Source organism: Mycobacterium barrassiae (genome assembly GCF_025822765.1).
In the GTDB taxonomy this organism is placed as follows: Bacteria; Actinomycetota; Actinomycetes; order Mycobacteriales; family Mycobacteriaceae; genus Mycobacterium; species Mycobacterium barrassiae.
Genome location: NZ_JACKUK010000038.1, coordinates 20,532 through 45,661 on the forward strand (window position 1 = coordinate 20,532; position 25,130 = coordinate 45,661).

Below are 25,130 nucleotides of genomic sequence, written 5' to 3' on the forward strand. Positions count from 1 at the left end.
ATGGCTGACACACAGGACGATTCGCAGCAACCCGAGACCTCGACCGCCCCGGCTCCGCGCACGGATGTGACGGTTCCCGAGCTTCGCGAGTGGATGCGCAACTGGGTGGCCAACGCCACCGGTCAGTCGCCCGACGCGATCAACGAGAACGCGCCGCTCATCGAGTTGGGCATGGCCTCCCGCGATGCGGTCGCGATGGCCAGCGACATCGAGGATTACACCGGGGTCACCGTGACGGCCACCATGGCGTTCCGGCATCCGACCATCGAGGCGCTCGCCACGGTGATCGTCGAGGGCGAGCCGGAAGTCGACGACGGGTCGGAGGGCGAGGACTGGTCGCGCGACGTCGACGAGGACGCCTTCAACATCGCGATCGTCGGCATCGCCACTCGCTTGCCGGGCGATATGAACACCCCCGGCGAGATGTGGCAGGCGCTGCTCGAGGGCCGCGACGCCATCACCGATCTGCCGGAGGGACGCTGGGAGGAATTCCTCGGCGAGCCGCGGATCGCCGAGCGTGTGGCCAAGGCCCGCACGCGCGGCGGCTACCTGTCCGACATCAAGGGCTTCGACGCCGAGTTCTTCGCGCTGTCGAAGATGGAAGCCGACAACATCGATCCGCAGCAGCGGATGGCGCTCGAATTGACCTGGGAGGCACTGGAAAACGCGCACATCCCGGCGTCGAGCCTGCGCGGCGAGGCGGTCGGGGTCTTCATGGGCTCGTCGAACGCCGACTACCAGAACCTGGCGCTCTCGGATCCCAGCGTCACCCACCCGTACGCGATCACCGGAAACTCGAGTTCGATCATCGCCAACCGGGTGTCCTACTTCTTCGACTTCCGCGGACCGTCGGTGACCGTCGACACGGCCTGCTCGAGCTCGCTGGTCGCCGCACATCAGGGCGTCAAGGCGCTGCGGTCAGGCGAGGCCGACGTCGCGATCGTCGGCGGGGTCAACGCGCTGATCACCCCGTTGGTGACGGTCGGCTTCGACGAGGTCGGCGGCGTGCTCGCGCCCGACGGCCGCATCAAGTCGTTCTCCCAGGACGCCGACGGCTACTCCCGTGCGGAGGGTGGCGGTGCGCTGGTGCTCAAGCGGCTCGCCGACGCCCGGCGCGACGGCGATGAAATCTACGCGATCATCGCCGGCAGCGCGGTCAACCACGACGGTCGGTCCAACGGCATGCTCGCGCCGAACCCCGACGCTCAGGCCGACGTGCTGCGCAAGGCCTACAAGGACGCCGGCATCAACCCCCGCGACGTCGACTACATCGAGGCGCACGGCACCGGAACCATCCTCGGTGACCCGATCGAGGCCGACGCGCTCGGTCGAGTGGTCGGCAAGGGCCGTCCCGCCGACAAGCCGGCACTCCTCGGCGCGGTGAAATCCAATGTGGGACACCTGGAGTCGGCCGCGGGGGCGGCGAGCCTCGCCAAGATGGCGCTCGCGCTGAAGAACGACAAGATCCCGCCGTCGATCAACTACACCGGGCCCAACCCGTACATCGACTTCGACGCGATACATCTGAAGGTCGCCGACACCGTCACCGACTGGCCCCGCTACAGCGGGCACGCCATCACCGGCGTCTCCGGTTTCGGCTTCGGCGGCGCCAACGCACACCTCGTGCTGCGCGAGGTGCTGCCCACCGACCTCGTCGAGCCCGAGCCTGAACCGAAGCAGGATGAGGACGCCGATGCTGGGTCGTCCGAGGCGAACGTCGTGTACGTCGGCGGCGTCCGGATGGACGAGTACGGCGAGTTCATCGACGACGACGATGATGACCACGCATCGGAGTACAGCGCCGACACCGCCGCGTATGACGACGACGAGCCTGAGTTGCCCGGCCTGACCGACGAGGCCAAGCGCCTGTTGGAGATCGCGCGCGAGGAGCTCGAGTCCGCTGAACAGCCCACACCGCTTGTGCCGCTTGCTGTCTCGGGATTCCTGACGTCGCGCAAGAAGGCCACGGCCGCCGAGCTCGCCGACTGGATCGACAGTCCGGAAGGTCGGGCGTCGTCGCTGGAATCGATCGGCCGCGCGCTCTCGCGCCGCAACCACGGCCGGTCCCGCGCGGTCGTGCTCGCCCGCGATCACGACGAGGCCATCAAGGGCATGCGCGCGATCGCCGAGGGTAAGCAGCACCCCAGCGTCTTCTCCGCCGACGGTCCCGTCGCCAATGGACCCGTTTGGGTGCTGGCCGGTTTCGGTGCCCAGCACCGCAAGATGGGCAAGAGCCTGTACCTGCGCAACGAGACGTTCGCCGAGTGGATCAACAAGGTCGACGCCCACGTGCAGGACGAGCTCGGCTATTCGATCGTCGAGCTGATCCTCGACGATTCGCAGGACTACGGCATCGAGACCACGCAGACCGTCATCTTCGCGATCCAGATCGCGCTCGGCGAGCTGCTCAAGGCGCACGGCGCGAAACCCGCTGCAGTGGTGGGCCAGTCGCTCGGCGAGGCAGCCGCGGCGTACTTCTCCGGCGGCCTGTCGCTCGCCGACGCCGCCCGCACCATCTGCTCGCGCGCCCACCTGATGGGTGAGGGCGAGGCCATGCTGTTCGGCGAGTACATCCGTCTGATGGCGCTCGTCGAGTACTCGATCGACGAGATCGAGACGGTGTTCGCCGACTTCAAGGATCTCGAGGTCTGCGTGTACGCCGCACCGACCCAGACCGTCATCGGCGGTCCGCCCGACCAGGTGGACGCGATCATCGCGCGCGCCGAGTCGGAGGGGAAGTTCGCGCGCAAGTTCCAGACCAAGGGCGCCAGCCACACGTCGCAGATGGACCCGCTGCTGGGTGAACTCGCCGCGGAGTTGCAGGGCATCGAACCCCGCCCGCTGACCATCGGTTACTTCTCGACGGTGCACGAGGGCAGCTACCTCAGGCCCGGCGGGGAACCGATTCACGACGTGGAGTACTGGAAGAAGGGGCTGCGCCACAGCGTCCACTTCACCCAGGGCATCCGCAACGCCGTGGACAACGGGCACACGACTTTCCTCGAGCTGGCACCGAATCCGGTGGCACTGATGCAGGTGGGGCTGACCACCGCCGACGCCGGCCTGCACGACGCGCAGCTGATTGCGACGTTGGCGCGCAAGCAGGACGAAGTCGACTCGATGACCACCGCGATGGCGCAGCTGTACGTCTACGGGCACGACCTGGACTTCCGCACCCTGTTCCCCAGGGCCGACGACCCGGAGACGGGTTACGCGAACATCCCGCCCACCCGTTTCCGCCGCAAGCCGCACTGGCTCGAGGCACGGTTCACCGGCGACGGCTCGGTGATGATGCCGGGCAACCACGTCGCGATGCCCGACGGCAGGCACGTGTGGGAATTCGTTCCGAAGGGCCAGGCCGATCTCTCCGCACTGGTGAAAGCCGCTGCGGCGCAGGTGCTTCCGGATGCGAAGCTGGTCGCCTCCGAACAGCGAGCGGTGCCCGGCGAGGGTGCCCGCCTGGTGACCACGCTGACCCGCCATCCCGGCGGTGCCAGCGTTCAGGTGCACGCGCGCATCGACGAGTCGTTCACGCTGGTCTACGACGCCGTCGTCAGCCGTGGCGGTGCCGTCGCCGGATTGCCCACCGCCGTCGCGACCGGAGTGGCTGTCGCCGAACAGGTTTCGGCCGAGCCGACCGTCGAGGAGCAGACGGATGACGCGGAGATCCTGCAGGACAACCTGACCCAGGGCGCGAACCTCGGTGCCGGCTTCGCCAAGTGGTCGCCGGACAGCGGCGAGACCATCGGTCAGCGACTTGGTGCGATCGTCGGCGGTGCGATGGGCTACGAGCCAGAGGACCTGCCGTGGGAGGTGCCGCTCATCGAGCTGGGCCTGGACTCGCTGATGGCCGTGCGGATCAAGAACCGTGTCGAGTACGACTTCGACCTGCCGCCGATCCAGTTGACTGCGGTGCGTGACGCGAACCTGTACGCCGTCGAGAAGCTGATCCAGTACGCGATCGAGCACCGCGACGAGGTCGACCAGCTCGCCGAGCATCAGAAGACGATGACCGCCGAGGAGATCGCCGCCGAGCAGGCGGAGCTGATGGGCGGTGCGACGACGGTCGCCGAGCTCGAAGAGGCGCTGGCCGAGAAGGCTGCGGACAGCGTGGCGACCGAGGTCACCAGCGCGGGTACCGCCACCGCGGCCGACATTCCACCGCCGCCGACGGACCCGTCGGGGCCGGGGACCCCGCCGCCGCCGACCAACCCGGCAGGCCCGGACATCCCGCCCCCGCCGACCGATCCCCGCGGCCCGGCCGCGACCGGACCGTCGGAGTCGACGGTGGCCGCCGCGTCCAAGGTGCTGACCCAGGAGGCCGTCACCGAGGCGCTCGGTTCCGACGTGCCGCCGCGCGACGCCGCCGAGCGGGTGACGTTCGCGACGTGGGCGATCGTGACCGGCAAGTCGCCGGGCGGCATCTTCAACGACCTGCCCGAGGTCGACGACGCCACCGCGACCAAGATCGCCGAACGCCTCACCGAACGCGTCGACGAGGGCACCATCACCGCCGACGACGTCCGTGCCGCGAAGAACATCGAGGCGCTGGCGACCACGGTCCGCGATTACCTCGAGGGCGGCAAGGTCGACGGCTTCGTACGGACGCTGCGCGCGCCGCAGGACGGCTCCGAGCAGGTTCCGGTATTCGTGTTCCACGCTGCAGGCGGTTCGACGGTGGTGTACGAGCCGTTGCTCAAGCGCCTGCCCGCGAGCACTCCGATGTACGGCTTCGAGCGGGTCGAGGGCTCGATCGAGGAGCGGGCCCGCGAGTACGTGCCGAAGCTGCTGGAACTCAACCCCGACAAGCCGTTCGTGCTTGCGGGCTGGTCGCTGGGCGGTGTGCTGGCGTACGCCTGCGCGATCGGGCTCAAGGAGGCGGGCGCCGACGTCCGGTTCGTCGGCCTGATCGACGCCGTGCGGCCGGGTGAGCCGATCCTGCAGACCAAGGAGGAGACCCGTAAGCGCTGGGATCGCTACGCGCGGTTCGCGGAGCGCACCTTCAACGTCGAGGTCCCCGAGATCCCCTACGAGGAGCTGGAGGCGCTCGACGACGAGGGCCAGGTGAAGTTCGTGTTGGACGTCGTGAGCCAGAGTGGGGTGCAGATCCCCGGCGGCATCATCGAGCACCAGCGCACCTCGTACCTGGACCAGCGGGCCATCGACCTCGCCGAGATCAAGCCGTACGACGGGAAGGTCACGCTGTACATGGCCGACCGCTACCACGACGACGCGATCTACTTCGAGCCCGCATACGCCACCCGCAAGCCGGACGGCGGCTGGGGTGAGTTCGTGTCCGAGCTGGAAGTGGTGCCCATCGGGGGTGAGCACATCCAGGCGATCGACGAGCCGTACATTGCGAAGGTCGGCGCACACATGAGCGAGGCGCTGAACCGCATCGAGGCCACTCAGGGCGAAGAGGAGAAGCAGGCGAAGTGACCAACAAGACCACTGCCGAACTGCTCTCCGAACTTCACGAGAAGCTGGAGCTGGCGAAGGAACCCGGTGGTGAGAAGGCGGTCGCCAAGCGCGAGCGCAAGGGCATCCCCAGCGCCCGCGCGCGCATCCACGCCCTGGTCGATCCGGGCAGCTTCCTCGAGATCGGTGCGCTGTGCAAGACTCCCGGCGATCCGGAAGCACTGTTCGGCGACGGGGTGGTCACCGGTCACGCCAGGATCAACGGCAGGCCGGTCGGCGTCTTCAGCCACGACCAGACGGTGTTCCAGGGTTCGGTCGGCGAGATGTTCGGCCGCAAGGTCGCCCGCTTGATGGAGTGGGTGGCGATGGTCGGCTGCCCGATCATCGGCATCAACGACTCCGCGGGCGCGCGGATTCAGGACGCGGTCACGTCGCTGGCGTGGTACGCCGAACTGGGCCGTCGTCACGAGCTGTTGCGTGGCCTCGTTCCGGAGATCTCCATCATCCTCGGCAAATGCGCTGGCGGAGCGGTCTATTCGCCGATCCAGACCGACCTGGTGGTGGCGGTGCGCGACCAGGGCTACATGTTCGTCACCGGTCCCGACGTCATCAAGGACGTCACCGGTGAGGACGTCAGCCTCGACGAACTCGGCGGCGCCGACGCGCAGGCCCGGTACGGCAACATCCATCAGGTCGTCGAGGACGAGGCCGCGGCGTTCCAGTACGTCCGCGACTACCTCAGCTTCCTGCCCGCCAACACCTTCGACGATCCGCCGATCGTCAACCCCGGCCTCGAACCGGAGCTGACGCCGCACGACTACGAGCTCGACTCGATCGTGCCGGACAGCGACAACATGGCCTACGACATGCACGAGATCCTGCTGCGCATCTTCGACGACGGTGACGTCTTCGATGTCGCGGAGCAGCAGGGCCAGGCGATGATCACGGCCTTCGCCCGCATCGATGGCCGGCCCGTCGGGGTGCTCGCGAACCAGCCCATGCATCTGTCGGGCGCCATCGACAACGAAGCCTCCGACAAGGCGGCCCGGTTCATCCGGTTCTGTGACTCCTACAACCTGCCGCTGGTCTTCGTCGTCGACACCCCGGGCTTCATGCCCGGTGTCCAACAGGAGAAGGGCGGCATCATCAAACGTGGCGGCCGCTTCCTCAACGCCGTCGTCGAGGCCGATGTGCCGAAGGTGACGATCACCATCCGCAAGTCCTACGGCGGCGCGTACGCGGTGATGGGGTCCAAGCAGCTCTCCGCCGACCTGAACTTCGCCTGGCCGACTGCGCGCATCGCGGTGATCGGCGCCGAGGGGGCGGCGCAGCTGCTGGTGAAGCGCTTCCCGGATCCGACCGCGCCCGAGGTGCAGAAGATCCGGCAGGACTTCATCGAGGGCTACAACCTGAACATGGCCACCCCGTGGATCGCCGCCGAGCGCGGGTTCATCGACGCGGTGATCCAGCCGCACGAGACCCGGCTGTTGCTACGCAAGTCGATGCGGCTGCTGCGCGACAAGCAGATCGACCGGGTACAGCGCAAACACGGCTTGACGCCGATCTAGGGTCGAACCCATCGGACGATGACGGTCCCGTCGTCGCCGAGCAGTATCCCTCTGCGCTGCATACGAATCGCCACGTGCTCGACCGAGGACGCGATGCGGCGAGCCGGTCCGGCGACCATCATCGGGCTGGTGGTGATGCACAGTTCGTCGATCGCATCGTCCGACACCAGCCGTGAGAACAGGGTGGGCCCGCCCTCGACGAGCACGCGGTTGAGACCCAACTCGGCGAGCGCGTCTTTCAATGCGGCAGCACGGATCTGTCCACCGACGAGTTCTCTGACACATGCACCGGACTCGGCGAGCGCGCGCCGACTCGCAGCGTTCGCCGTCGCGGAGACGAACACGATGGGCGGTGCCACGGCGTTGTGTAGCAGCTGTGGCGGGATCACCGCTCGGCTCGATACCACCGCGACGGGCAGGACAGTCGAAAGGCCGTGCGCCAGCCGCCAGGCTTGCGCATCCGTGTCGAGCTGGATATCGGTGTAGGGCTTCGCCGTTGCCGTGACGGCGCCGACGAGGATCACGTCGGCCACCTCGCGCAATCGTGTGAACACCCGCCGGTCCGTCGGCGTCCCGAGCTTTCTGCCCGACCCGTCGAGCGTCATCGCACCGTCGATGCTCGCGATGAAGTTGGCGCGCAGCCGCGGCTGGCGCAGGCTATCGGGGTAGGCGAGTAGGTCGCGCAAGGCGTCGTCGCTGAGGGTCTCCGCCTCGTGCAGCGTCGAATGTGATGGCCCCGCAACAGCAGTCATGACGCTACCCCCACGTTCCGTTTGTGTCGGACTGTCGGCGCCGCCGCGTGGATCACAGAAGGCCGACCTACCAAGAAGAGCGTCGTGATCGCCCCCAATGCGGCCGCGGCGGCCGGCAGGAGCATCGAGTCGGACATGGCGTCGGCGAACGGTGCTTTGAGCACGTCCGGTAGTCGCGTCGCCGCATGCTCGTCGGGCTCGTGGCCCATCAGTGAGATCATCAGCGCCGCGATGCCCGCGCTGCCGAGCACTGCGCCGAGCTGCCGAAGGGTGTTGTAGACCGCAGAACCCGCACCCGCAAGATCATCCGGCAGTGTCCGAGATGCGATGACCGCCAACGGTTCCCAGGTAAAGGCACCGGCAGCACCCATCATCGTCAGCGGCAGCATCAGTCGCCAGACAGGGGTGTCAGGCGTCATCTCCAGCGAAAGCCAGACCAGCGCGATCGTCAGCATGGTGAAGCCCGGGCCGACGATGGCCCGCGGATGGACGCGGTCGACGAGTCTGCCGACGATCGGGGCCAGCACGCCGGTCGCGACCGCCATCGTCGTCGTCGCCAACGCCGCGCGGGTGGCGGACAGTCCACGAATCTCTTGTAGGTAGAACATCAGCGGGACGACGGCAGCGATGACGGCGAAGCTGGTCAGTGCGATACCCGCATTGGCAAGGGTGAAGTCACGATGCCGGAACAACGTGAGCGGAATGAGCGGTTCCCTGCGCTGAATCGACTGCCAGACAACGAATCCGACGAGCAGTCCGAGTCCCGCGGCGAGCGTCGCCCAAACCTGTAGCGCCCACTCGCGGTGCTCACCCTCCTGCAATCCGTACACGATCAGGAAGATGCCTGCGCCCGACAACATCACGCCCAGCATGTCGAGGCGATGCCGCTGCGTGGGCAGGGTGGGAATCAGCCACAGCGCCCAGGCGAGTCCGGCCGCACCGATCGGGACGGTGATCAGGAAGATCCATCGCCAGCCCAGCGCGTCCACGAGCAGGCCGCCGGCCAAGGGGCCGACGAACAACCCGACTGCGGCGGTGGCGCCCCAGAGACTCATTGCGACGCCGCGGCGCTGCGGAGGAAACGTGCGGGTGACCAACGAAAACGTCTGCGGCGTGAGCAGTGCGGCGCCGATACCTTGTGCAACGCGTCCGCCGACGAGCAGACCGATGGAGTCGGCCAGCCCGCACCACAGCGATGACAGCGTGAAGAGCGCCAACCCGACCAGATACAGGTTCTTCGGCCCGAAGCGATCCCCCAAGCGACCGCCCACGAGCAGGAACACGGCAAAAGACAGCAGATAGGCGCTCGTCACCCAGATGACCGCGTGGTAGCTGGCGCCGAACTGCGCTTTGATCGCCGGGTTCGCCACCGGAACGATCGTCGAGTCGACGACGATCAGGAAGAAGCCGAGCATCATCGCCCACAACGCACGGAACGGACGTTGGCCAGTCACCTCCGCCGGCGTGCGCATCGCATCACCCGCGCAGTAGGAGATGCAGCGCCTCGGCCCGCGCCGCCGCATCGTCTTTGAATTGGCCACGCACCGCGGATGTGGTGGTGATGGCTCCCGGTTTTCGCGCTCCACGCATCGACATGCACAGGTGCTCGGCCTCGACGACCACGATCACGCCGCGGGGGTTCAGTTTTCGCATGAACGCGTCGGCGATCTGCCCGGTGAGACGCTCCTGAACCTGGGGGCGTCTGGCATAAAGGTCGACCAGCCGCGCGATCTTCGACAGGCCGGTGATCCGGCCGTCCGGGCCGGGGAGATAGCCGACGTGAGCGACGCCGTGAAAGGAGACCAGGTGGTGCTCGCACGTGGAGTACAGCGGGATCTGCCTGACCAACACCAGTTCGTCGTGGTCCTCGTCAAAGACCGTTGTCAGCACATCATCGGGATCGGCGTACAGACCGGCGAACGTCTCGCGGAAGGCGCGTGCGACACGGGCAGGGGTTTCGCGCAACCCTTCCCGGAGCGGATCTTCACCGACCGCGACGAGCAGATCGAATATCGCCGCCTCCACCGCGGCCTGATCGAATGTGCGCCGGGTTTCCAGCCGCGATTCATCGGTGTGCGGCTCTTCCCGCGCCTGCAGCATTGTCGCCCCCTTGCCGTCCGGCAGAAAGCAACCGCAAACCTCTTGCTGCCGCGCAATTCTGATAGCTGATATAAGCAATAACAGAGTTTTGACGGCGCCGTGAACGAATTGAATGTAATTCCGCGCGCCACTTCGGGCGAGATGGACTTAGAGTGACGTCGTGTCGAACCATTTCACCGGCCTCAGCCTCGGCCCGCCGCTCGGCGACCAACGACTCGACCTGTGCGATCTGTATGCGTTCCAATCGCCTGCCGACTCCACGCGAACCGTTCTGATACTGAACGCGAATCCGAATGCCGATGCATTGCATCCGGACGCCATCTACCGGCTCGCGATCGACAACGACGGCGATCTGAAGAACGACATCGCGTTCAGCTATGTCTTCTCCACGCCGCAGGACGGGCGTCAGACCGTCGACGTCTACCTGGCCCACGGCGATGACGCGGAGGAGCCGGAAGCCGTCGGCGAGAAGATCTTCGATGCCGTTGAGGTGTCGTTCGGCAAGACACCCCACATCCACCGATCGAGCGAGTTCACGTTCTTCGCAGGCGCACGCAGCGACGCGTTCTTCTTCGACTTCGACGGCATCAAGAACCTGTTCGACATCTCGGGCAAGCGCAACTTCACCTCGCCGCATCTCGGCGAGCTCGGCGGGAAGTCGCCGTGGACAGGGCAGGACTCCAACACCACGGCCAACGTGTTCTCCACCGTCATCGAACTTCCGACCGCCTACCTCCGGCCCGATCCCGACATCCGGATCTGGGGCCGCTGCAGCCTGCGGCAGGACGGCAAGCTCAACCACGTCGACCGCGCCGGTCACCCCTCGGTGAGCAGCTTCTTCAACACCGACGACACCAAGCTGGAGTACAACGCCAGCGAGCCGGTGCACGATCGGGAGCGCTGGATCGAACAGTTCATCCACCTGATGGGGCATACCGGCAACTACACGCGCGAAGAGGCCATCGCCGCGATCGACCGCGAGGGCACGCTGCCCGACATGCTGACGTTCAACCCGGCCAAACCGGCCAAGTACCCGAACGGCAGGACGTTCACCGACGACGTCATCGACTACCGGCTGGCCTTCCTGACCAAGGGCGAATGCCCGCCCAGCGGGCTGAGCCCGCACACGGACACCCTCGGCGAATTCCCCTACCTGGGCACTCCGCACTGAGGGTCGGGACAGAGAGCACTACGATTCGGCCATGCCGCTAGCCGCCGGAGAGGAGATCGCCGGGTACACCATCGTGCGCTCGCTCGGCGCCGGTGGCATGGGCGAGGTGTACCTGGCCCAGCATCCACGGTTGCCGCGCTACGACGCCCTGAAGGTTCTCTCGGCCACGGTCTGCGCCGACAGCGAATACCGGGAGCGGTTCAGCAGGGAAGCCGATATCGCCGCGACGCTGTGGCACCAGCACATCGTCGAGGTGCACGACCGCGGTGATGTCGACGGCCAGCTGTGGATCTCGATGGCCTACGTCGAGGGCACCGACGCGCACCGCCTGCTGACCGAGAGCTACCCGGACGGCCTGCCCCCGGACGACGTCGTGCGCATTGTGACCGCGGTCGCCGACGCGCTCGACTACGCCCACGACAGGGGTCTGCTCCACCGCGACGTCAAACCTGCGAACATCCTGCTGGCCAACCCGGGCACCAACAATGAGCGGATCATGCTGGCGGATTTCGGGATCGCCAGGCGCATCGGCGACACGAACAGCCTGACCGGAACCAACATGACCGTCGGCACCGTCGCGTATGCCGCGCCGGAGCAGCTGATGGGCGAGGGCATCGACGGCCGGGCCGACCAGTATGCGTTGGCGGCGACGGCATTTCAGCTGCTGACCGGAACTCCGCCGTTTCAGCACGAAAATCCCGCGGTCGTGATCAGCCAGCACCTGACCTCCGATCCGCCGGCGATCGGCACCCGCCGCCCCGAATTGTCCAATCTCGGACCGGCATTCGAGAAGGCGCTGGCGAAGTCGCCGCACGACCGGTTCGACAAGTGCATCGACTTCGCCCGTGCGCTCGCCCACCGCACCGACGCGACGATCTCCGGCTCCGGCCCAATGTGGTCGTCCAGCGGTTCGGCGCCCAGCGTTGCCCTGTCGGAGCCGACGATGCTCGCCCAGTCCCCGACAGGGGTGTCGGGGCCCAGACATGCCAAGCCGCAGAACGGCTCTCGGCCCCGCTTCGTCGTGCCCGCGGCCATCGCGTTGGCGCTCGTCGCCCTTGCGGGCGTCGCTTTCGTGCTGTTCGACCGTTCCCGCGATCGTCCGACCGAGGCCAAGGCCGCGCCGACCACCACCTCGGCCGCTGCCACCACCCAGCCGGGCGGCGTCGCGCTGCCGGTGGTGGTCGTCGGGGCGGAGTGCGGGACCCTCGGCGAGGCCGGTCTCACCGAAACCGGAGCACCGGCCTACTGCGCGCATCTGCCGACCACCGGCGCGGCGATCTGGTCGATGTACCCCGGTCAGATCTCCAGTCCCACAGTCACTCCCGGGCCCGACGCAGCGGCGTTGCCGTCGGAGAGCCAGCAGCCGGTGCTGGTCTGTATGGAACAGACCGGGCAGACCCATGCCGACTGCCACAGCGACATCCTCGAGGCCACTCCCGACGACTCCGAAAGCCCGCCGACCGAGACCACGACCGAGACGACGACCGAGTCGTCATAACTCAGATGGGCGGGAACGACAGCCAGTCGTCGACCATGAAGGCGTCTCCCCGCGCGACAACCGTCGCGCCGCCCTGCCCCGGATAATGCGCGGGTATCACCGCGGCGCGGCGCCGGGACGCCTCGGTCAGCACGCGTCGCCGCGTCACCGCCGCCGCATCGAAGTCCTCATCCCACGCACACGGATCGCCGGGTCGACGCAGCTGCAACGGGCAGTGGGTCAGGTCGCCGACGAAGACCGCGGGCTTGCCCGCATCAAGCCACACGACCGACGCGCCTGGTGTATGACCCGGCGCGGGCCGCAGCCACAGTGACTCGCTGAGCTGGTGGTCGCCCGACCACAGCTCGATCTGCTCCTCTACGGGAGACACGCTGTCCGCGAACACCGTTCGCACATGTTGCTGGGTCGATTCCTCTTCCTCGGACTGCGGCGTCGACGTCTGGGAAGGACCGTCGGGGCCGAAGTGCCGGTAGTCGAGTTCCGGTACGAGGTAACGGGCTTGGGGGAACGTCGGCACCCACGTCTCGCCGTCGAGCACGGTGTTCCAGCCGACATGGTCGAAGTGCAGGTGGGTGTTCACGACGACGTCGATGTCGTCGGGCGCGAACCCGGCACGCCGCAGCACCGCCAGGAAGTCGGTCTGCAGGTGATCGAGCACCGCCATCAGCGGCCGGGTCTTGTCGTTGCCCGCTCCGGTGTCGACGAGCACGGTCAGCCCGTCCACCTCGATCACCCAGATCTGCATGGCGATGCGCCAGCCGTCCTCGGTCCAGTAGGAGGACGTGAACTCGCTCTGCTCGCTCCAGACCTCCCGCGGTGTATAGGGGAAGGTCTCGAACGGGATGTTGTCCACCTGCGTCTCGACGACGCGGGTGAGGGTGGCGTTGCCGAGCCGGAGGCGATCCGAGGTCATGGCTTGATCCTGATGTGTCCCGGTGAATAGAGCCCGCTGTGGGTGGCGGTGCCCAGGTCCAATGTCGCGGGTTGCGCATCGACGATGGTGTCGAACTTGCGCAGCGAACCCCAGTCACGACCCCAGTCGTTCGAGAGGTACGTCGCCATCACGTGTGCGCGCAGCAGCAGGTCGGTGATGCCGAGCAGCCCGCCGTTGAGGCCGTCCTCCCAGGTGTCGGTGTCCTTGCGCTTGGCGTTGTAGTCGGGCGTGATGCGGAACTTGGGGATCTCGGTGACGCCGTTGGCATGCAGCATCGGCTGCTGGCACGGGAACGCCAACCCGACGGCCCAGTCCATCAGCACGGGCTGATCCGACCCGACGTACTCCTGCACCGACCGCAGCTCAGGAACCCGCGGCGGCGTGACCGCGATCCAGTCACCCGGTGTCAGCGAAAGATCCTCGGCGACAACGCGAACCGAGACGGCATCGTCGGGAATCTGCGCGCGGGGGAACCGCAGGTTGCGCCATGACGGGACGGGGCCGAGGTCGTAGGGCACCAGCCGGCCCGCGGGGACGGGGGCGCCGTCCGGTCCGGGCAACGCGTACTCCAGCTCGACGGTCTGTCCCTCTGTGCGCCCGTTGAACACGCTGTCGCCGGTGATGTTCCCCGCGGCGGTGATCACCACCAGGGGGTGTGCGTCCTCGCGGGGCGGCAACTGATACCACGCCGATGTCAGCCGGCTTTGTTGCTGCGGCCCCTCGACGTAGCTGCCTGCCACCGGAACACGCTTAGGGTCAAGGCCGTACGGCAGCGGAACCGTCGACCCGTTGACACCCGGGGTCTTCAGTTTCGTCGGGTGATCCCAGTCGTAGTCGGTGCCGGGCATCGGCAGGTTCATCCGGATCGTCTCGGCGACGATCTTCTCCGGCACACCGTTGGGGGTGAATCCGGTCGCTCCGACACCGCCCAGCGGGCCGAGTGGACCGTAGTCGCCCGGCAGCGGGGTCAGGAAGCCGTCATTCGGATTCGGTTCCACCAGAACGTCGTCCGCCAGTCCGCAGCCGCCGGTGAAGGCGCGCAGATTGGCCCACGCGTTGGAGTACGTCGGGTACTGGCGCACCACACCCGCGAGCATCGATCCGATGAACACCAAGACCATGAAGCCCGCTGCCACGGGGATCGGTGCGGCCGTGATCGCGCGGGTCACGCGGTCCTCGCCCCAGCTGCGATCCGCGAAGTGCAGCACAGCAGCCCAGATCACGGCGAGGGCGAACAGTGCGAAGAAGATGGTGCTGACGGTGACGGGGCCGACCTTCGGCATGGCGTTGTTGAACGGCACGCCGTAGCTCGACACGTACCACCATCCGTTGGTGGTCGCGAAACACAGTGCGAGCAGGAACAGTACGGCCGCCACGACCGCCATCCGGTTGCGCGACCAGCGCAGCACCGTGCGCGAAACCAGCACGGTGGCCAGGGCCGCCATCGCGGCGCCGACGGCGGCGAACAGGCCGAAGTGATGCACCCACTTGGTGGGGGCGAACTGCAGGAAGAAGATCGTGCCGAAGATCGTGCCGATCAGCCGCCACGCAGGCCCACGTGCGATGCCGGGAATCCGCTTGCGCCGCAACAGGATGAACAGCGATGCGAACAGCGCCAGCGCCGTCATCAGGAACCCGAAGCGCCGCGACAGCGAGCCGTCGACCGTCGGCAGGATCAGGTAGTAGTAGCGCAGGTTCTCGGTCCACCACTCCTGTGCCGGCCCGATGGAGGTACGGATTCTGGTGGCCTCCAACACCGTTGCGATGGTCTGGTCGGCGAAGACGACCGTCAGGATGACGGTGCCCGCCGCCAGCATCGGCGCGATCAGCGGCCAGGTGCCGACGAGGCGGTGCCTGCGGACCAGGATGCGCAGGATCGGCCTGCCGCCGGCCAGCAGCGCGGCGACGGCGATGAGCCCGGTCGGCTGAATGCCGAGGGTGAACGCCGCGACCAGCGTCGCCAGCGCCGCAGGCGTCATCCGTCCCGAGGCGATGGCACGTTCGATCAGGACGTAGGTGATGAGCGCGCCGGTGGCGATCTGCCCCTCCGGTCGCAGGCCGTTGTTGAACGGCATCCATGCGGCCAGCAGTACGAGGCCCGCCGCCCACACGGCTGCCCGGCTGGACACCACCGCGGGGCCGAGCCGCGGCAACACCTCGCGGGACAGCAAGAGCCAGCACACGATTCCGCACACCAGGTCGGGCAGCCGGATCCAGATGCTCGAATCGCTGACGCTTGTCATCAGCGCGAGCAGGTTGTAGTACCAGCCGAACGGGTCCTCGGGACTGCCGAACCAGCGGAAGTAGTTCGACATGTAGCCGGCATGGCCCGCGACGCGCGCCATCTGAAGCTGGTAGCCGTCGTCGGACGAGTTCGCGCCGATGATGTGCCAGACGAGGAAGCCGCCGACCACCACCACATCGGTGGAGCTGAATGTCCGCCAGCGCGACGGGATGAGGCGCTGCATCCGGCGTCCGTCCACCTGGTCCAACCGCCACAGCGCGAGCAGCGCGATGACCGTGGCGACCATCGCCAGCAGCATCGCCGACAGCTTCAAAACCGTTGGCTGTGTGGTGAACCGGGTGTCGATCACCGCCGATACCGACAGCCCCGGCGGCGCCGGACCGGTCAGGTCGGTGAAGACGCCGACGATCTGCGGCCGCAGGTTGGGGTCAGGGAACCCGGTGTACTGCTCCGTGCCGTCGGCCTTCCGCAGCCCGACGAAGTTCGCGAACGTGCCGTTCTCCGAGGAGCTGATCTCGATGCGCTCGCAGTCGGGGGAGACCACCCGCGCGCGCGGCACACTCGCGACCACGACGTTGCGGTCGGTGATGTCGACCCGCTGCGGCGTGACGGTGACGAACAGCGACTGCAGCGCCGCCTGCTTACCGTTCTTCGGCGCGGTGCCCAGCACCATCCCGCCCGACGGCGGCATCGACCGGATGACCTCGCACGGCACCGTCGCCGTCATCGACACCGGGGTCAGCGAGATCAGCGGCGCCGTCACGTTGTTCAGCTGGCTCTGACCATCCTGCCGCTGAGGCCATTCTAACGTCGCCGTCGTCTGCACCACCGGCAGCAGCGGTGTCGCGACCGACAGCACGAAACCGATGAGCCCGGCGATCGTCGCCACCCACCGGGCGACCCGAGTCTCGCTGGTCATGGCCCCTCTCATGGCAGGGCCCTGATCGGGCCGTTGCGGCTCCAGCCGAAGACGCGCATCGAGCCCTGCTCGACCTTGGCGTCAGGAGCCTGTGACGCGGGCACCACCCGGTCGTAGCGCTCGATCGAACCCCAGTCGCGATACCAGTCGTCACGCAGGTAGCTCGGGACCGCCGTCGTGCGCAGCAGCGCCTGGATGAACAGGAACGGACCGCCGTCCTGGGCGGACTGCCACATGTTTGACGACGACACGATCTGCTTGAAGTTGGGCTGGATGCGGTACTCCGGCAGCTCGGCAACACCCAGATGTTCCGAGAAAGGGCGCTGGCACGGGAAATTCGCTGCCGTCGCGATGTCCAGCATCACCGGCGTCTGCGACCCGAGCAGCTGCTGTGCGGTCTCCAGCACCGGCACGCGCGGCGGGGTGAACGCGAACCACTGATCGGTGGACAGGTTCGGATCGTCGGCGACGATGCGCGCGACGTTGGCCTCCGGCGGCGCCCAGGCCAGCGGGAAACGCAGGTTGCGCCAAGCCTTCTGGGGGAAGATGTCGATGGGCTGCACCTCGCCGAGCGCCTCGTAACTGCCGTCGGGACGGTGTACGCCCCACTGCAGTTTCAGCGACTGCCCGTAGTTGAAGGAGCCGTCCTCCTCGTAGTACCAGATGGCGCCCGCGGCGGCGACCGTCACCAGCGGCCGGTCCGGGGTGCGCGGTGGCAGCTGGTACCACGCCGAAGTGACCTTGGCGGCAAGGGTGTTCTCGTCGTAGCTGCCCATCACCGGAGTGCGCTTGGGATCCAGACCGAACGGCAGGAAGACGTTGGACCCGTTGATCCCGACGGGGCCGTAACCGCCGCCGGTGCCCGCCGCGTAGCCGATGCCCACGTTCGGCTCGTTGGGGGAGCCGTCCGAGTTCACCAGGCCAGGGTTGGCCGTGACCGGCTCGGCGGGCTCAAGGGTGTCGCTGACGCCGTTGGGGGTGAACCCGATCGGATCCTCCCCGCCGAGCGGACCGTACTCGCCGTAGCGTTGGCCCGGAACCGGTTGCAACATACCGGCATTGGTGTCCGGTTCGACGAGTACGTCATCGGCCATCGCGCAGCTGGTGGAGGACAGGCCCGACGTCAGCGTGGCGACGTTCGCCTTCGCGGTGGTGTACACCGGATAGCGCTGGACGGCGCCCTTGGCCATCGAGCCGACCTCGAGCACCACCATGATGACGGCGACCACCAGCAGCGGCGTCGACGCCAGTGCCCGGTTGCGGCGGGTGTCGGCGACCTCGGTGTGACCGGCGTAGTCCATGCGGAAGTGCAGCCACCCGGCGAGCAGACCCGTCAGTATCGCCAGCACCAGGAAGATGGTCAGCACCGGGAACCCGGCGATCACCGGCTGTTTGTCGAACCACGGCACCCCGTAGTTGCCGACGTAGAACCAGCCGTTGATACCCGAAGTCGCCCAGGCCAATACGAACAGCAGCGCCGTGACGTACAGCGCGAGGTTGCGTCGGCTGTGCAGCCCGACCCGGGCGAACGCGAACGCGGTGACGGCGCCCAGCGCCCCGGCCAGCGCGGCGAAGGCGCCGAACTGCACGGCCCACTTCGTCGGCGTGAACGTCAGCAGCAGGAGGCCGATCGCGGTGGTACCGATCAGCCGCCAGACCGGTCCGCGCGCCATGCCGGGCACCACGCTGCCGCGCAGCAGGACCGTCAGCATGCCGAACAGGCACAGCAGCAGCACCAGGACCGCGAAGCGACGGGTCAGCGACGAGTCGACGCTGTCCTCGACGGTGAGGAAGTAGTAGCGCAGGAAGTCCTGATACCACGCGATCGTCGGGCCGACGACGTACTTGATGCGGGCCGACTCGGCGACCGTGGCCAACGTCTGGTCGCGGAACACCACCACGAAGATCAGTGCGCCCGCCGACAGCAGGGTGGCCAGCGGGGCGATGACGCCGTCGCGACGGCTGCGGATGATCCGCGCGATCCCGCGCGCACCGACCAGCAGCGGCGCGACGGCGATCAGGCCCTGCGGGGCCAGCGTCACGCTGAACACGGCCACCACGATGGCGATCGCGTACGGCAGCAGGCGCCGGGTGCCGAGCGCGTATTCGACCAGGGCCCACACGGCGATGACGCCGAACGCGATCAGCGGCTCGGGGCGCAGGCCGTTGTTGAACGGCAGCCAGGCCGCCAGGAACACCGCGCCCGCCGTCCAGATCGCCACCCGGTTCTGTGCGAGCCGCCGCCCCAACCGCGGCAGCACACAGCGGCTCACGATCAGCCAGGCGCCGATTGCGGCCAGGGTCGCGGGTATGCGCATCCACACGCTGGCGGTGCTGATCGACGCGAGGTGCGCGAGCAGCGACTGATACCAGTCGAACGGCGCCTCGCTGGCCCCGAAGTAGCGGTAGTAGTTCGCGGTGTAGCCGGCCTCGGAGGAGACCCTGGCGATGGTCAGGTTGTAGCCGTCGTCAGATGACAGGGCCCCGATCAGGTGCCACAGCAGCAGCGTCCCGACCACGCCGATATCGGCCAGCCAGGTCGCGAAGCCGACCCGCCAGCACCGCCGCCACGCATGCGCGATGCGTCGAGAGCCCGCGCGGTCCAGCACGGCCATCGCCACCATCGATGCGATCACCGCGGCAACGCCGAGCATCATCACCCCGAGTTTGAGGAGTGTCGGTGAGGTGATGAACCGGGTGTCGACGTCGATGCGGCCCGACAGACCCGCCTGCGCCGCCACCTTCAGCTCGGTGAACACCCCGGCCACCTGAGGCTTCTTCTCTGGCGGCAGCGTGCCCGCGGCGCCGGGGATGCCGATGAAGTCGGCACCGACCTCGCCGGGGTTGGCCCAGAGGTGCAGGGTGCTGCAGGCCCCGGACTCCACCGCCGGTCGAGGCGCGACGGCGGCCACGGAGTCGCGGACGGCCACCACCACGAGGTCGTCGGTGGCCCGCACGAACATGCCGTTGCGGCTGGCGTCGATCCCGGCAGGCGGCACGGTCGACACCACCAGCCCGCCCTCTTCGGGCAGGGTGGCGACGGCTTGGCAGGGAATCGAGAAGTCGAGAGCCAGCGGGGCGCCGGACACCAGCGGCGCCGTGATGTCGGTGATCAGGCCGTCAGGGCCGGACGTCTGCGGCCAGAGGATGGTGGCGGTGGTCTGCTTGACGGGCAGCAGCGGAACCAAACCGCACAGCAGCAGCCCCGCGATGCCTGCGACGACGGCGATCAGCCGGGCGAACCGATGGGTCCGCTCATCCCGGCCGTCTTCAGGGTCGCGTGGCACGAGGCTCGATGGTATGCGACTCCGGAGCCCGCGCCGACGATGCGGGGCCGAGCAGAGCCGATGTATGGCCAGGCCTGGCTATTCGGCCGCTGTAACCCCATGGTGCGAGCAGGGCCGAATTTCCGCCATCTGGTTACACCCGGCGTCAGGACAGCCGTAACGGCGCCGGGCTCCAGAGCCCGCTGCGCGTCGTCTTTCCGAGCTCGAGCCGCGCCGGTTCGGCGTTCGGGTACCACGGCGTGAGCCGCTGCAACGCGCCCCAGTCGCGGAACCAGTCGTCCTTGAGATAAGTCGGCACCGTGGTGGCGCGCACCAGCAGTTCGGTGATTCCCAGCGGTCCGCCGCCGAGATAGTCCATCACGGGCGAGTTGGCCTCGGCCCCGAACCGGTCGGGCAGGATCCGCCACTTGGGCACCTCGGTGACGCCGTACTGGTGGCCGAACGGACGCTGGCACGGGAAGGCCAGGCCGACGAGCCAGTCCAGCAACACCGGATCCTGGGTCCCGACGACGTCCTGCAGCGTCTGCAGCTGCGGGATGCGCGGCGGGGTGAGCGCGATCCAGTGCTGCGGGTTCAGGTCGTCGTCGGTGGCGACCAGCCGCACCTGAGTGGCCTCGTGGGGGATGGCCGCCATGGGCGCGCGCAGGTTGCGCCACGCGGGCACCGCGCCGACGTCGGCGAACCCGATACCTCCGCCCGATTCGTCCGCAGCGGCCTGTTCATCGTCGGCCCACTCCAGCGTGACCTCGCCGGGGTCGAAGCGTCCGGCGGCGGCGACCACGAGCAGCGGCCCGGCCTCGTCGCGGGGCGGCAGCCGATACCACGCTGAACGCAGCCGCGCCGGCTGCTGGGTGCCGCCGCGCCAGCTGCCCATCACCGGGGTGGTCGCGGGGTCCAGGCCGTAGGGCAGGCGGGCCCGTGACCCGTTGACACCGGCCGCGGCGGTGGTGCCGCCCTCGGTGCCCGCCTCACCCGCGGTGTCCTCGGTTTCCGGGGTGTTGGCGAAGTTGGTGGCGGTGCCGGGGCCGCTCATCACCTCGTCGGCCGAGATGTCGGACGGAATCCCGTTGGGGCCGAAGCCCTCTGCCGTCCCCGCGCCGAGCGCGTCGGCCAGCGGCACGTCGACCGGTTGCAGCACGCCTGCGTTCGGATCCTGTTCGACGAGCACGTCCTCGGCCATGCCGCAGGCCTTGCCCGCGACTGCCCCGAGGTTGGACCGGCCGACGCTCCACGCCGGGTACTGGTCGATCATCGCGAGGGTCAGCGACATCACCTCGAAGATGACAAGTGCCCATGTGGCAATCGCCAACGGCGCCTGGATGATTCGCTGGATCCGCTTCGGCGGACCGGGTGGAGACTTGTCGCGCCCGGAGAAGTGGAACCACGCCGCGAGGATCAGCGCGAGGATCGACAGCCCGAGCAATATCGTCGTGAAGCCGAACTTCCACTCCGGGAACGCGTTGCTCCACGGCACCCCGAAGTTGGAGACGTACCACCACCCGTTGACGGTCGCGAATGACAGCGCCGTCACGAACAGCACCGCGGCGGCGAACACCGAACGGTTACGGCGCGAACGCATTGCGGTTGCGGTGACGGCGACCGCCGCCAGCGCACCCAGCGATCCGGCCAGTCCGGCGAACACGCCGAAGTGGTGGGTCCACTTGGTCGGCGTGAACATCAGTGCGAGGAACGAGATGACCGTGATGCCGATGATGCGACGGCTCGGTCCCAGCGCGGTGCCCGGAATCCGGTACTTGCGCAACGACATCGCCACCGACACGGCGAGGGTGAGCAGCAGGGTCAGCACCGCGAACCGGCGGGCGACCGAGCCGTCAGGGCTGGTGGTGAACAGCCGCTCGTAGCGGATGTGCTCGTCGAACCAGCTCAGGCTCGGGCCGACCGCCGACTTGAACGCGTTGGCCTGCAGCTCGCCGATCAACGTCTGATCGCGGAAGATCAGGATGATGGTCACGGTGCACGCAGCCAGGATCGGGGCGAGCAGAGCCAGATAGCCGAATCGTGAAGTATGCGCGGCCACAATGGTTTTCAGCGGTCCGACGGCCACCAGCAGGGCGCCGACAGCGGCGATGCCGGTGGGTCCGGAGAACAGCGTCAGTGCGCCGATGATGATGGCGATCGCCACGGGCAGCAGTCGGCTGGTGGCCACCCCGCGTTCCACCGAGCACCAGGTGAGCAGGATGCCAAGCGCGATGATGGGCTCGGGACGCAGGCCGTTGTTCAGCGGCAGCCAGAACGCCAGGAACAACCCGGCCGCCGTCCACGCCGCCGCCTGGCTGGTCTTGACCGCGTGTCCCAGACGTGGCAGCACCTCGCGGCTGATCACCCACCAGCACGCCAGCCCCATCAGCAGTGTGGGCAGCCGCATCCAGACACTGTTGGTGCTGACGTGCGCCCACAGGGCCAGCAGGTCGTAGTACCAGCCGAACGGGGCCTCCGGGGTGCCGAACCAGCGGTAGTAGTTCGCCATGTAGCCGGCTCGTTCGGACACCCGCGCCATGGTCAGGATGTAGCCGTCGTCGGCGGTGTTGGCGCCGACGAAATGCCACCACACCAACACCGCGGTGACGACGCCGTCGAGCGGCCGCAGCGACCACCACCGCGGCGGGAGGAAGCGTTTGACCTTTCTGCCGTCGGCGGTGTCCAGCACGTGCAGCGCGCCGAGGGCGATGAGCGTCATCGCGACGCCGATGATCATCGCGAGCAGCTTCAGCAGCGTCGGTGAACTGCTGTAGCGGGTGTCCAGGGTTGCCGAGAACTGCAGGCCGGGTGGTGCCCGACCGGACAGATCGGTGAACACGCCGACGATCTGTGGCCGGAAGTCATAACCGCCGCGCTCACCGCGTAGGGGTTCGCCGGCATCCTCTGAGTCGGGGGGTTGGACCAGCCCGACGAATTCGCCCGTCACCTTGTCCGCGTGCGCGGTGAACTCGAGACGCTGGCAGGCCGGGCTGAGCACCTGGTCCAGCGGCGCGCTGACCACCGGGGTGTTGCGGACGATGACGAGCAGGTCGTTGTTCACCCGCTCGATGAGCAGCCCCCGGTCGATGGCCTTGGGGGCCTGCTTGGGCACCGTCGACAACAGCACGGTGCGGGCGCGGTTCTCCGGCCCGACCAGGCCGGCCGCGACGCTGCACGGGACGCTGATCGTCAGGTCGGTGGCCACATATCCGATCAGGGGCGCGTCGACGCTCTGCAGGACGCCGTTCTGGGGCCAGTTCAGCTGGGCGGTGGTCTGCGTGACGGGCAGCAGGGGTGTGGCGAGGGCGAGTGCCGCACCGACGAGACCGGCGACGATGGCGACGAGGCGCGTCGTCCGGTGGTTCATCCTCCTTGCCCCGTCTGCGGCCACGGGGCTTGATCCTAGTTGGGGACGCGGATGGCCAGCACGAACGGCCCGATGTCGGACACCTCGAAGCGCGGACCGTCGAACAGCGCCTCATCGAGGGCGACGTGGTAGCGCCGCACATTGGGCTGGTTGGGGTAGACGTCGGAGGCCAGCCGCAACGTATATGTGTCGTCGGCGCCGCGGCGCATCAGGAAGACGGTCGGCGGCTTCCACGGCAGCGCATCGAGTTCGTTGATGAACTGGTCGGCGTCGGTCAGCGTCGCCCAGCCCTCGATCGTGTCGGCGCGCTTCTCGAACTGCGCGAGCGGGTTGGCGTAGTGCGATGTCAGCCCCTGGAACCCGTAATAGGGGTAGTACGACAGGAAGCTGTAGTCGGCGGTGAGGACGACGGTCTCGTTGCGCGGCAGCCCCGTCACCTCCTGAATCCTGGCGTCGATCTCGCGGTAGTAGCGCTCGGCGCCGGGCGGTCGGCGGTCGGCCCGCTGGCCGTAGCCGTCGGTGTCGGTGTAGGCGACGACGATGTCGGAGCGCAGCACGTCCGGGATGTCCTGGCTGAACGTCACCGCCCCGATGGCGCCAAGTGTCGCGGCGGCGGCGACGACGCGCCTGCCGGTTTCCGGTTGATACCGCGCCGCGATTGCCAGCGTGGTCTCGATGAAGCCGAAGGCGCCCGCCGCGGCCAGCAGTACCGTCAGTGTCGGTTGCAGCCGGAACGACAACAGGGTGGTTCCTGCGAGGGTGGTGAGCATCGACAGCAGCGACCACGCGTAGACGGCGAGGACGGCGATGGTCAACGCGGCCGCACGGGTTGAGCTGCGGGCGCGCCATACCAGCCACAGCGCGCCGAGCATGCAGAGCGCGCCGAGCAGTGTGGGATGCAGCATCGGGAATTCGAGTTCCGCACCTGCCGACGGCAGATAGTGCTGTGCGGTTCCGGAGTCGGCGGGCTCACCCTTGATCGCGGCCAGTAGCCACGGGCCGAGGCCGACCAACCACATCGCCCCCGAGATCGCCGCGATGACAAGCAGTCTCAGCAGCGGGCCGGCGGAGCGGCGTGCGATGACGACCAGGAGCGCCATGATCGTGAGCGTGAACGCGGCGTAGGCGAGCAGCAGCGTGTAGAACAGCGCGGCGACACCGAGGAACAGTCCCGTCCCGATGACCGCCGCCCAGCCCCCGTTGCGGGTGCCGCCCCGCAGCCCTGACCAGGCCAGCACGAAGACGGGCGGCAGCAGCACGGTGATGACGGCGGCGTAGGGCTCGGCGGGGGAGTACGCCAGTGTGGCCGCGGCGGTCGCGGTCGTCACCACCAACGCGTACTCGAAGCGAATCATGGTGGCCCACAACACGAATGCGAGCGCGATGGCGACCGTGATCGAGATGATCGCCCACGGCTTGAACATCTCCCATGCGGGTGTGCCGCTGAGCGCCGCCATCCGGCCACCGATCCAGAACCAGCCGGGCGGGTAGAACGGCGGCAGACCGTAGTAGGTCATGTCGTGCAGTGCGGGGCTGTCGGCGAGCCGGGTGAGGTACTCGGTGCGGAACTGTTGGTCGACCGAGATGCCGAACAGGTACAGCTTGGTCGCGCCGAGCGGCATCGCCAGCGTGACCACCGAGAACGCCGACAGGAACAGCAGCGCGCCGAGGCGGGCCAGCACGCGTCGACCCCGTCGCCAGACCAGACCACTGGCGAGAAGCCCTGCCAGGCAGCCGAATTGGCCGACCGTGGTCAGCGCATGGAGTTGGTTCGACGAGTTGTACGCGGGCCACTCGACCCGCGCGATCGCGACAAGGGACACTGCCGTCACGGTCACCGCAATGATGACCGCCACCGCCATCTGACCGAGGACGGTCGGTGCCCTACCCAT

Annotated in this window: 12 protein-coding genes; 4 read left to right on the plus strand and 8 right to left on the minus strand. The window is 67.9% G+C overall.

From position 1 onward, the window contains the following. Both pks13 and H7J93_RS25225 read left to right on the plus strand, forming a co-directional pair. Positions 1-5,439: a polyketide synthase Pks13 gene (gene pks13, locus H7J93_RS25220; RefSeq protein ID WP_267309027.1), complete on the plus strand. Its 5,439-nt coding sequence runs from the start codon at positions 1-3 to the stop codon at positions 5,437-5,439. Further along, complete coding sequence (locus H7J93_RS25225) at positions 5,436-6,986, plus strand: acyl-CoA carboxylase subunit beta (protein ID WP_267309028.1); 1,551 nt, start codon at positions 5,436-5,438, stop codon at positions 6,984-6,986. Before pks13 ends, H7J93_RS25225 begins: the two co-directional genes overlap by 4 nt. Here H7J93_RS25225 and H7J93_RS25230 read toward each other — a convergent pair. From H7J93_RS25230 to folE, 3 genes are read right to left on the minus strand one after another with little or no spacing between them, the layout of a single operon-like run. Further along, positions 6,983-7,738, minus strand: coding sequence for a dihydrofolate reductase family protein (locus tag H7J93_RS25230; RefSeq protein ID WP_267309029.1), 756 nt, complete (start codon positions 7,736-7,738; stop codon positions 6,983-6,985). The two genes, H7J93_RS25225 and H7J93_RS25230, sit on opposite strands and share 4 nt — an antisense overlap. Then, the gene (locus tag H7J93_RS25235; protein ID WP_308204961.1) at positions 7,735-9,210 is read right to left on the minus strand and encodes a DHA2 family efflux MFS transporter permease subunit; all 1,476 of its coding nucleotides are present in this window, start codon (positions 9,208-9,210) and stop codon (positions 7,735-7,737) included. Before H7J93_RS25235 ends, H7J93_RS25230 begins: the two co-directional genes overlap by 4 nt. Before the next feature lie 4 nt (positions 9,211-9,214). After that, entirely contained in the window at positions 9,215-9,838 is a 624-nt protein-coding gene (gene folE, locus H7J93_RS25240; protein ID WP_267309030.1) for a GTP cyclohydrolase I FolE, read from the minus strand. 160 nt (positions 9,839-9,998) lie between these two features. On the opposite strand from folE, the gene H7J93_RS25245 reads away from it, so the two are divergent. Both H7J93_RS25245 and H7J93_RS25250 read left to right on the plus strand, forming a co-directional pair. Further along, a complete protein-coding gene (locus H7J93_RS25245; protein ID WP_267309031.1) occupies positions 9,999-11,009 on the plus strand; it encodes a DUF4331 family protein in 1,011 nt (336 codons plus the stop codon). A gap of 31 nt (positions 11,010-11,040) precedes the next feature. After that, a complete protein-coding gene (locus tag H7J93_RS25250) occupies positions 11,041-12,507 on the plus strand; it encodes a serine/threonine-protein kinase (RefSeq protein ID WP_267309032.1) in 1,467 nt (488 codons plus the stop codon). Position 12,508: 1 nt separating this feature from the next. Here the strand turns inward: H7J93_RS25250 and H7J93_RS25255 are convergent, their stop codons facing one another. The 5 genes from H7J93_RS25255 to H7J93_RS25275 form a co-directional block, all read right to left on the minus strand. Then, the gene (locus H7J93_RS25255) at positions 12,509-13,420 is read right to left on the minus strand and encodes an MBL fold metallo-hydrolase (RefSeq protein ID WP_267309033.1); all 912 of its coding nucleotides are present in this window, start codon (positions 13,418-13,420) and stop codon (positions 12,509-12,511) included. Beyond that, entirely contained in the window at positions 13,417-16,617 is a 3,201-nt protein-coding gene (locus tag H7J93_RS25260; protein ID WP_267309034.1) for an arabinosyltransferase domain-containing protein, read from the minus strand. Before H7J93_RS25260 ends, H7J93_RS25255 begins: the two co-directional genes overlap by 4 nt. Then, positions 16,614-19,892 (minus strand): arabinosyltransferase domain-containing protein, encoded by a 3,279-nt coding sequence (locus tag H7J93_RS25265; RefSeq protein ID WP_267309035.1) that lies wholly within the window; start codon positions 19,890-19,892, stop codon positions 16,614-16,616. Before H7J93_RS25265 ends, H7J93_RS25260 begins: the two co-directional genes overlap by 4 nt. Positions 19,893-20,037: 145 nt before the next feature. Continuing rightward, a complete protein-coding gene (locus H7J93_RS25270; protein ID WP_267309046.1) occupies positions 20,038-23,238 on the minus strand; it encodes an arabinosyltransferase domain-containing protein in 3,201 nt (1,066 codons plus the stop codon). Positions 23,239-23,273: 35 nt separating this feature from the next. Continuing rightward, on the minus strand, positions 23,274-25,130 hold the full coding sequence (locus tag H7J93_RS25275) for a galactan 5-O-arabinofuranosyltransferase (protein ID WP_267309036.1): 1,857 nt from the start codon (positions 25,128-25,130) through the stop codon (positions 23,274-23,276).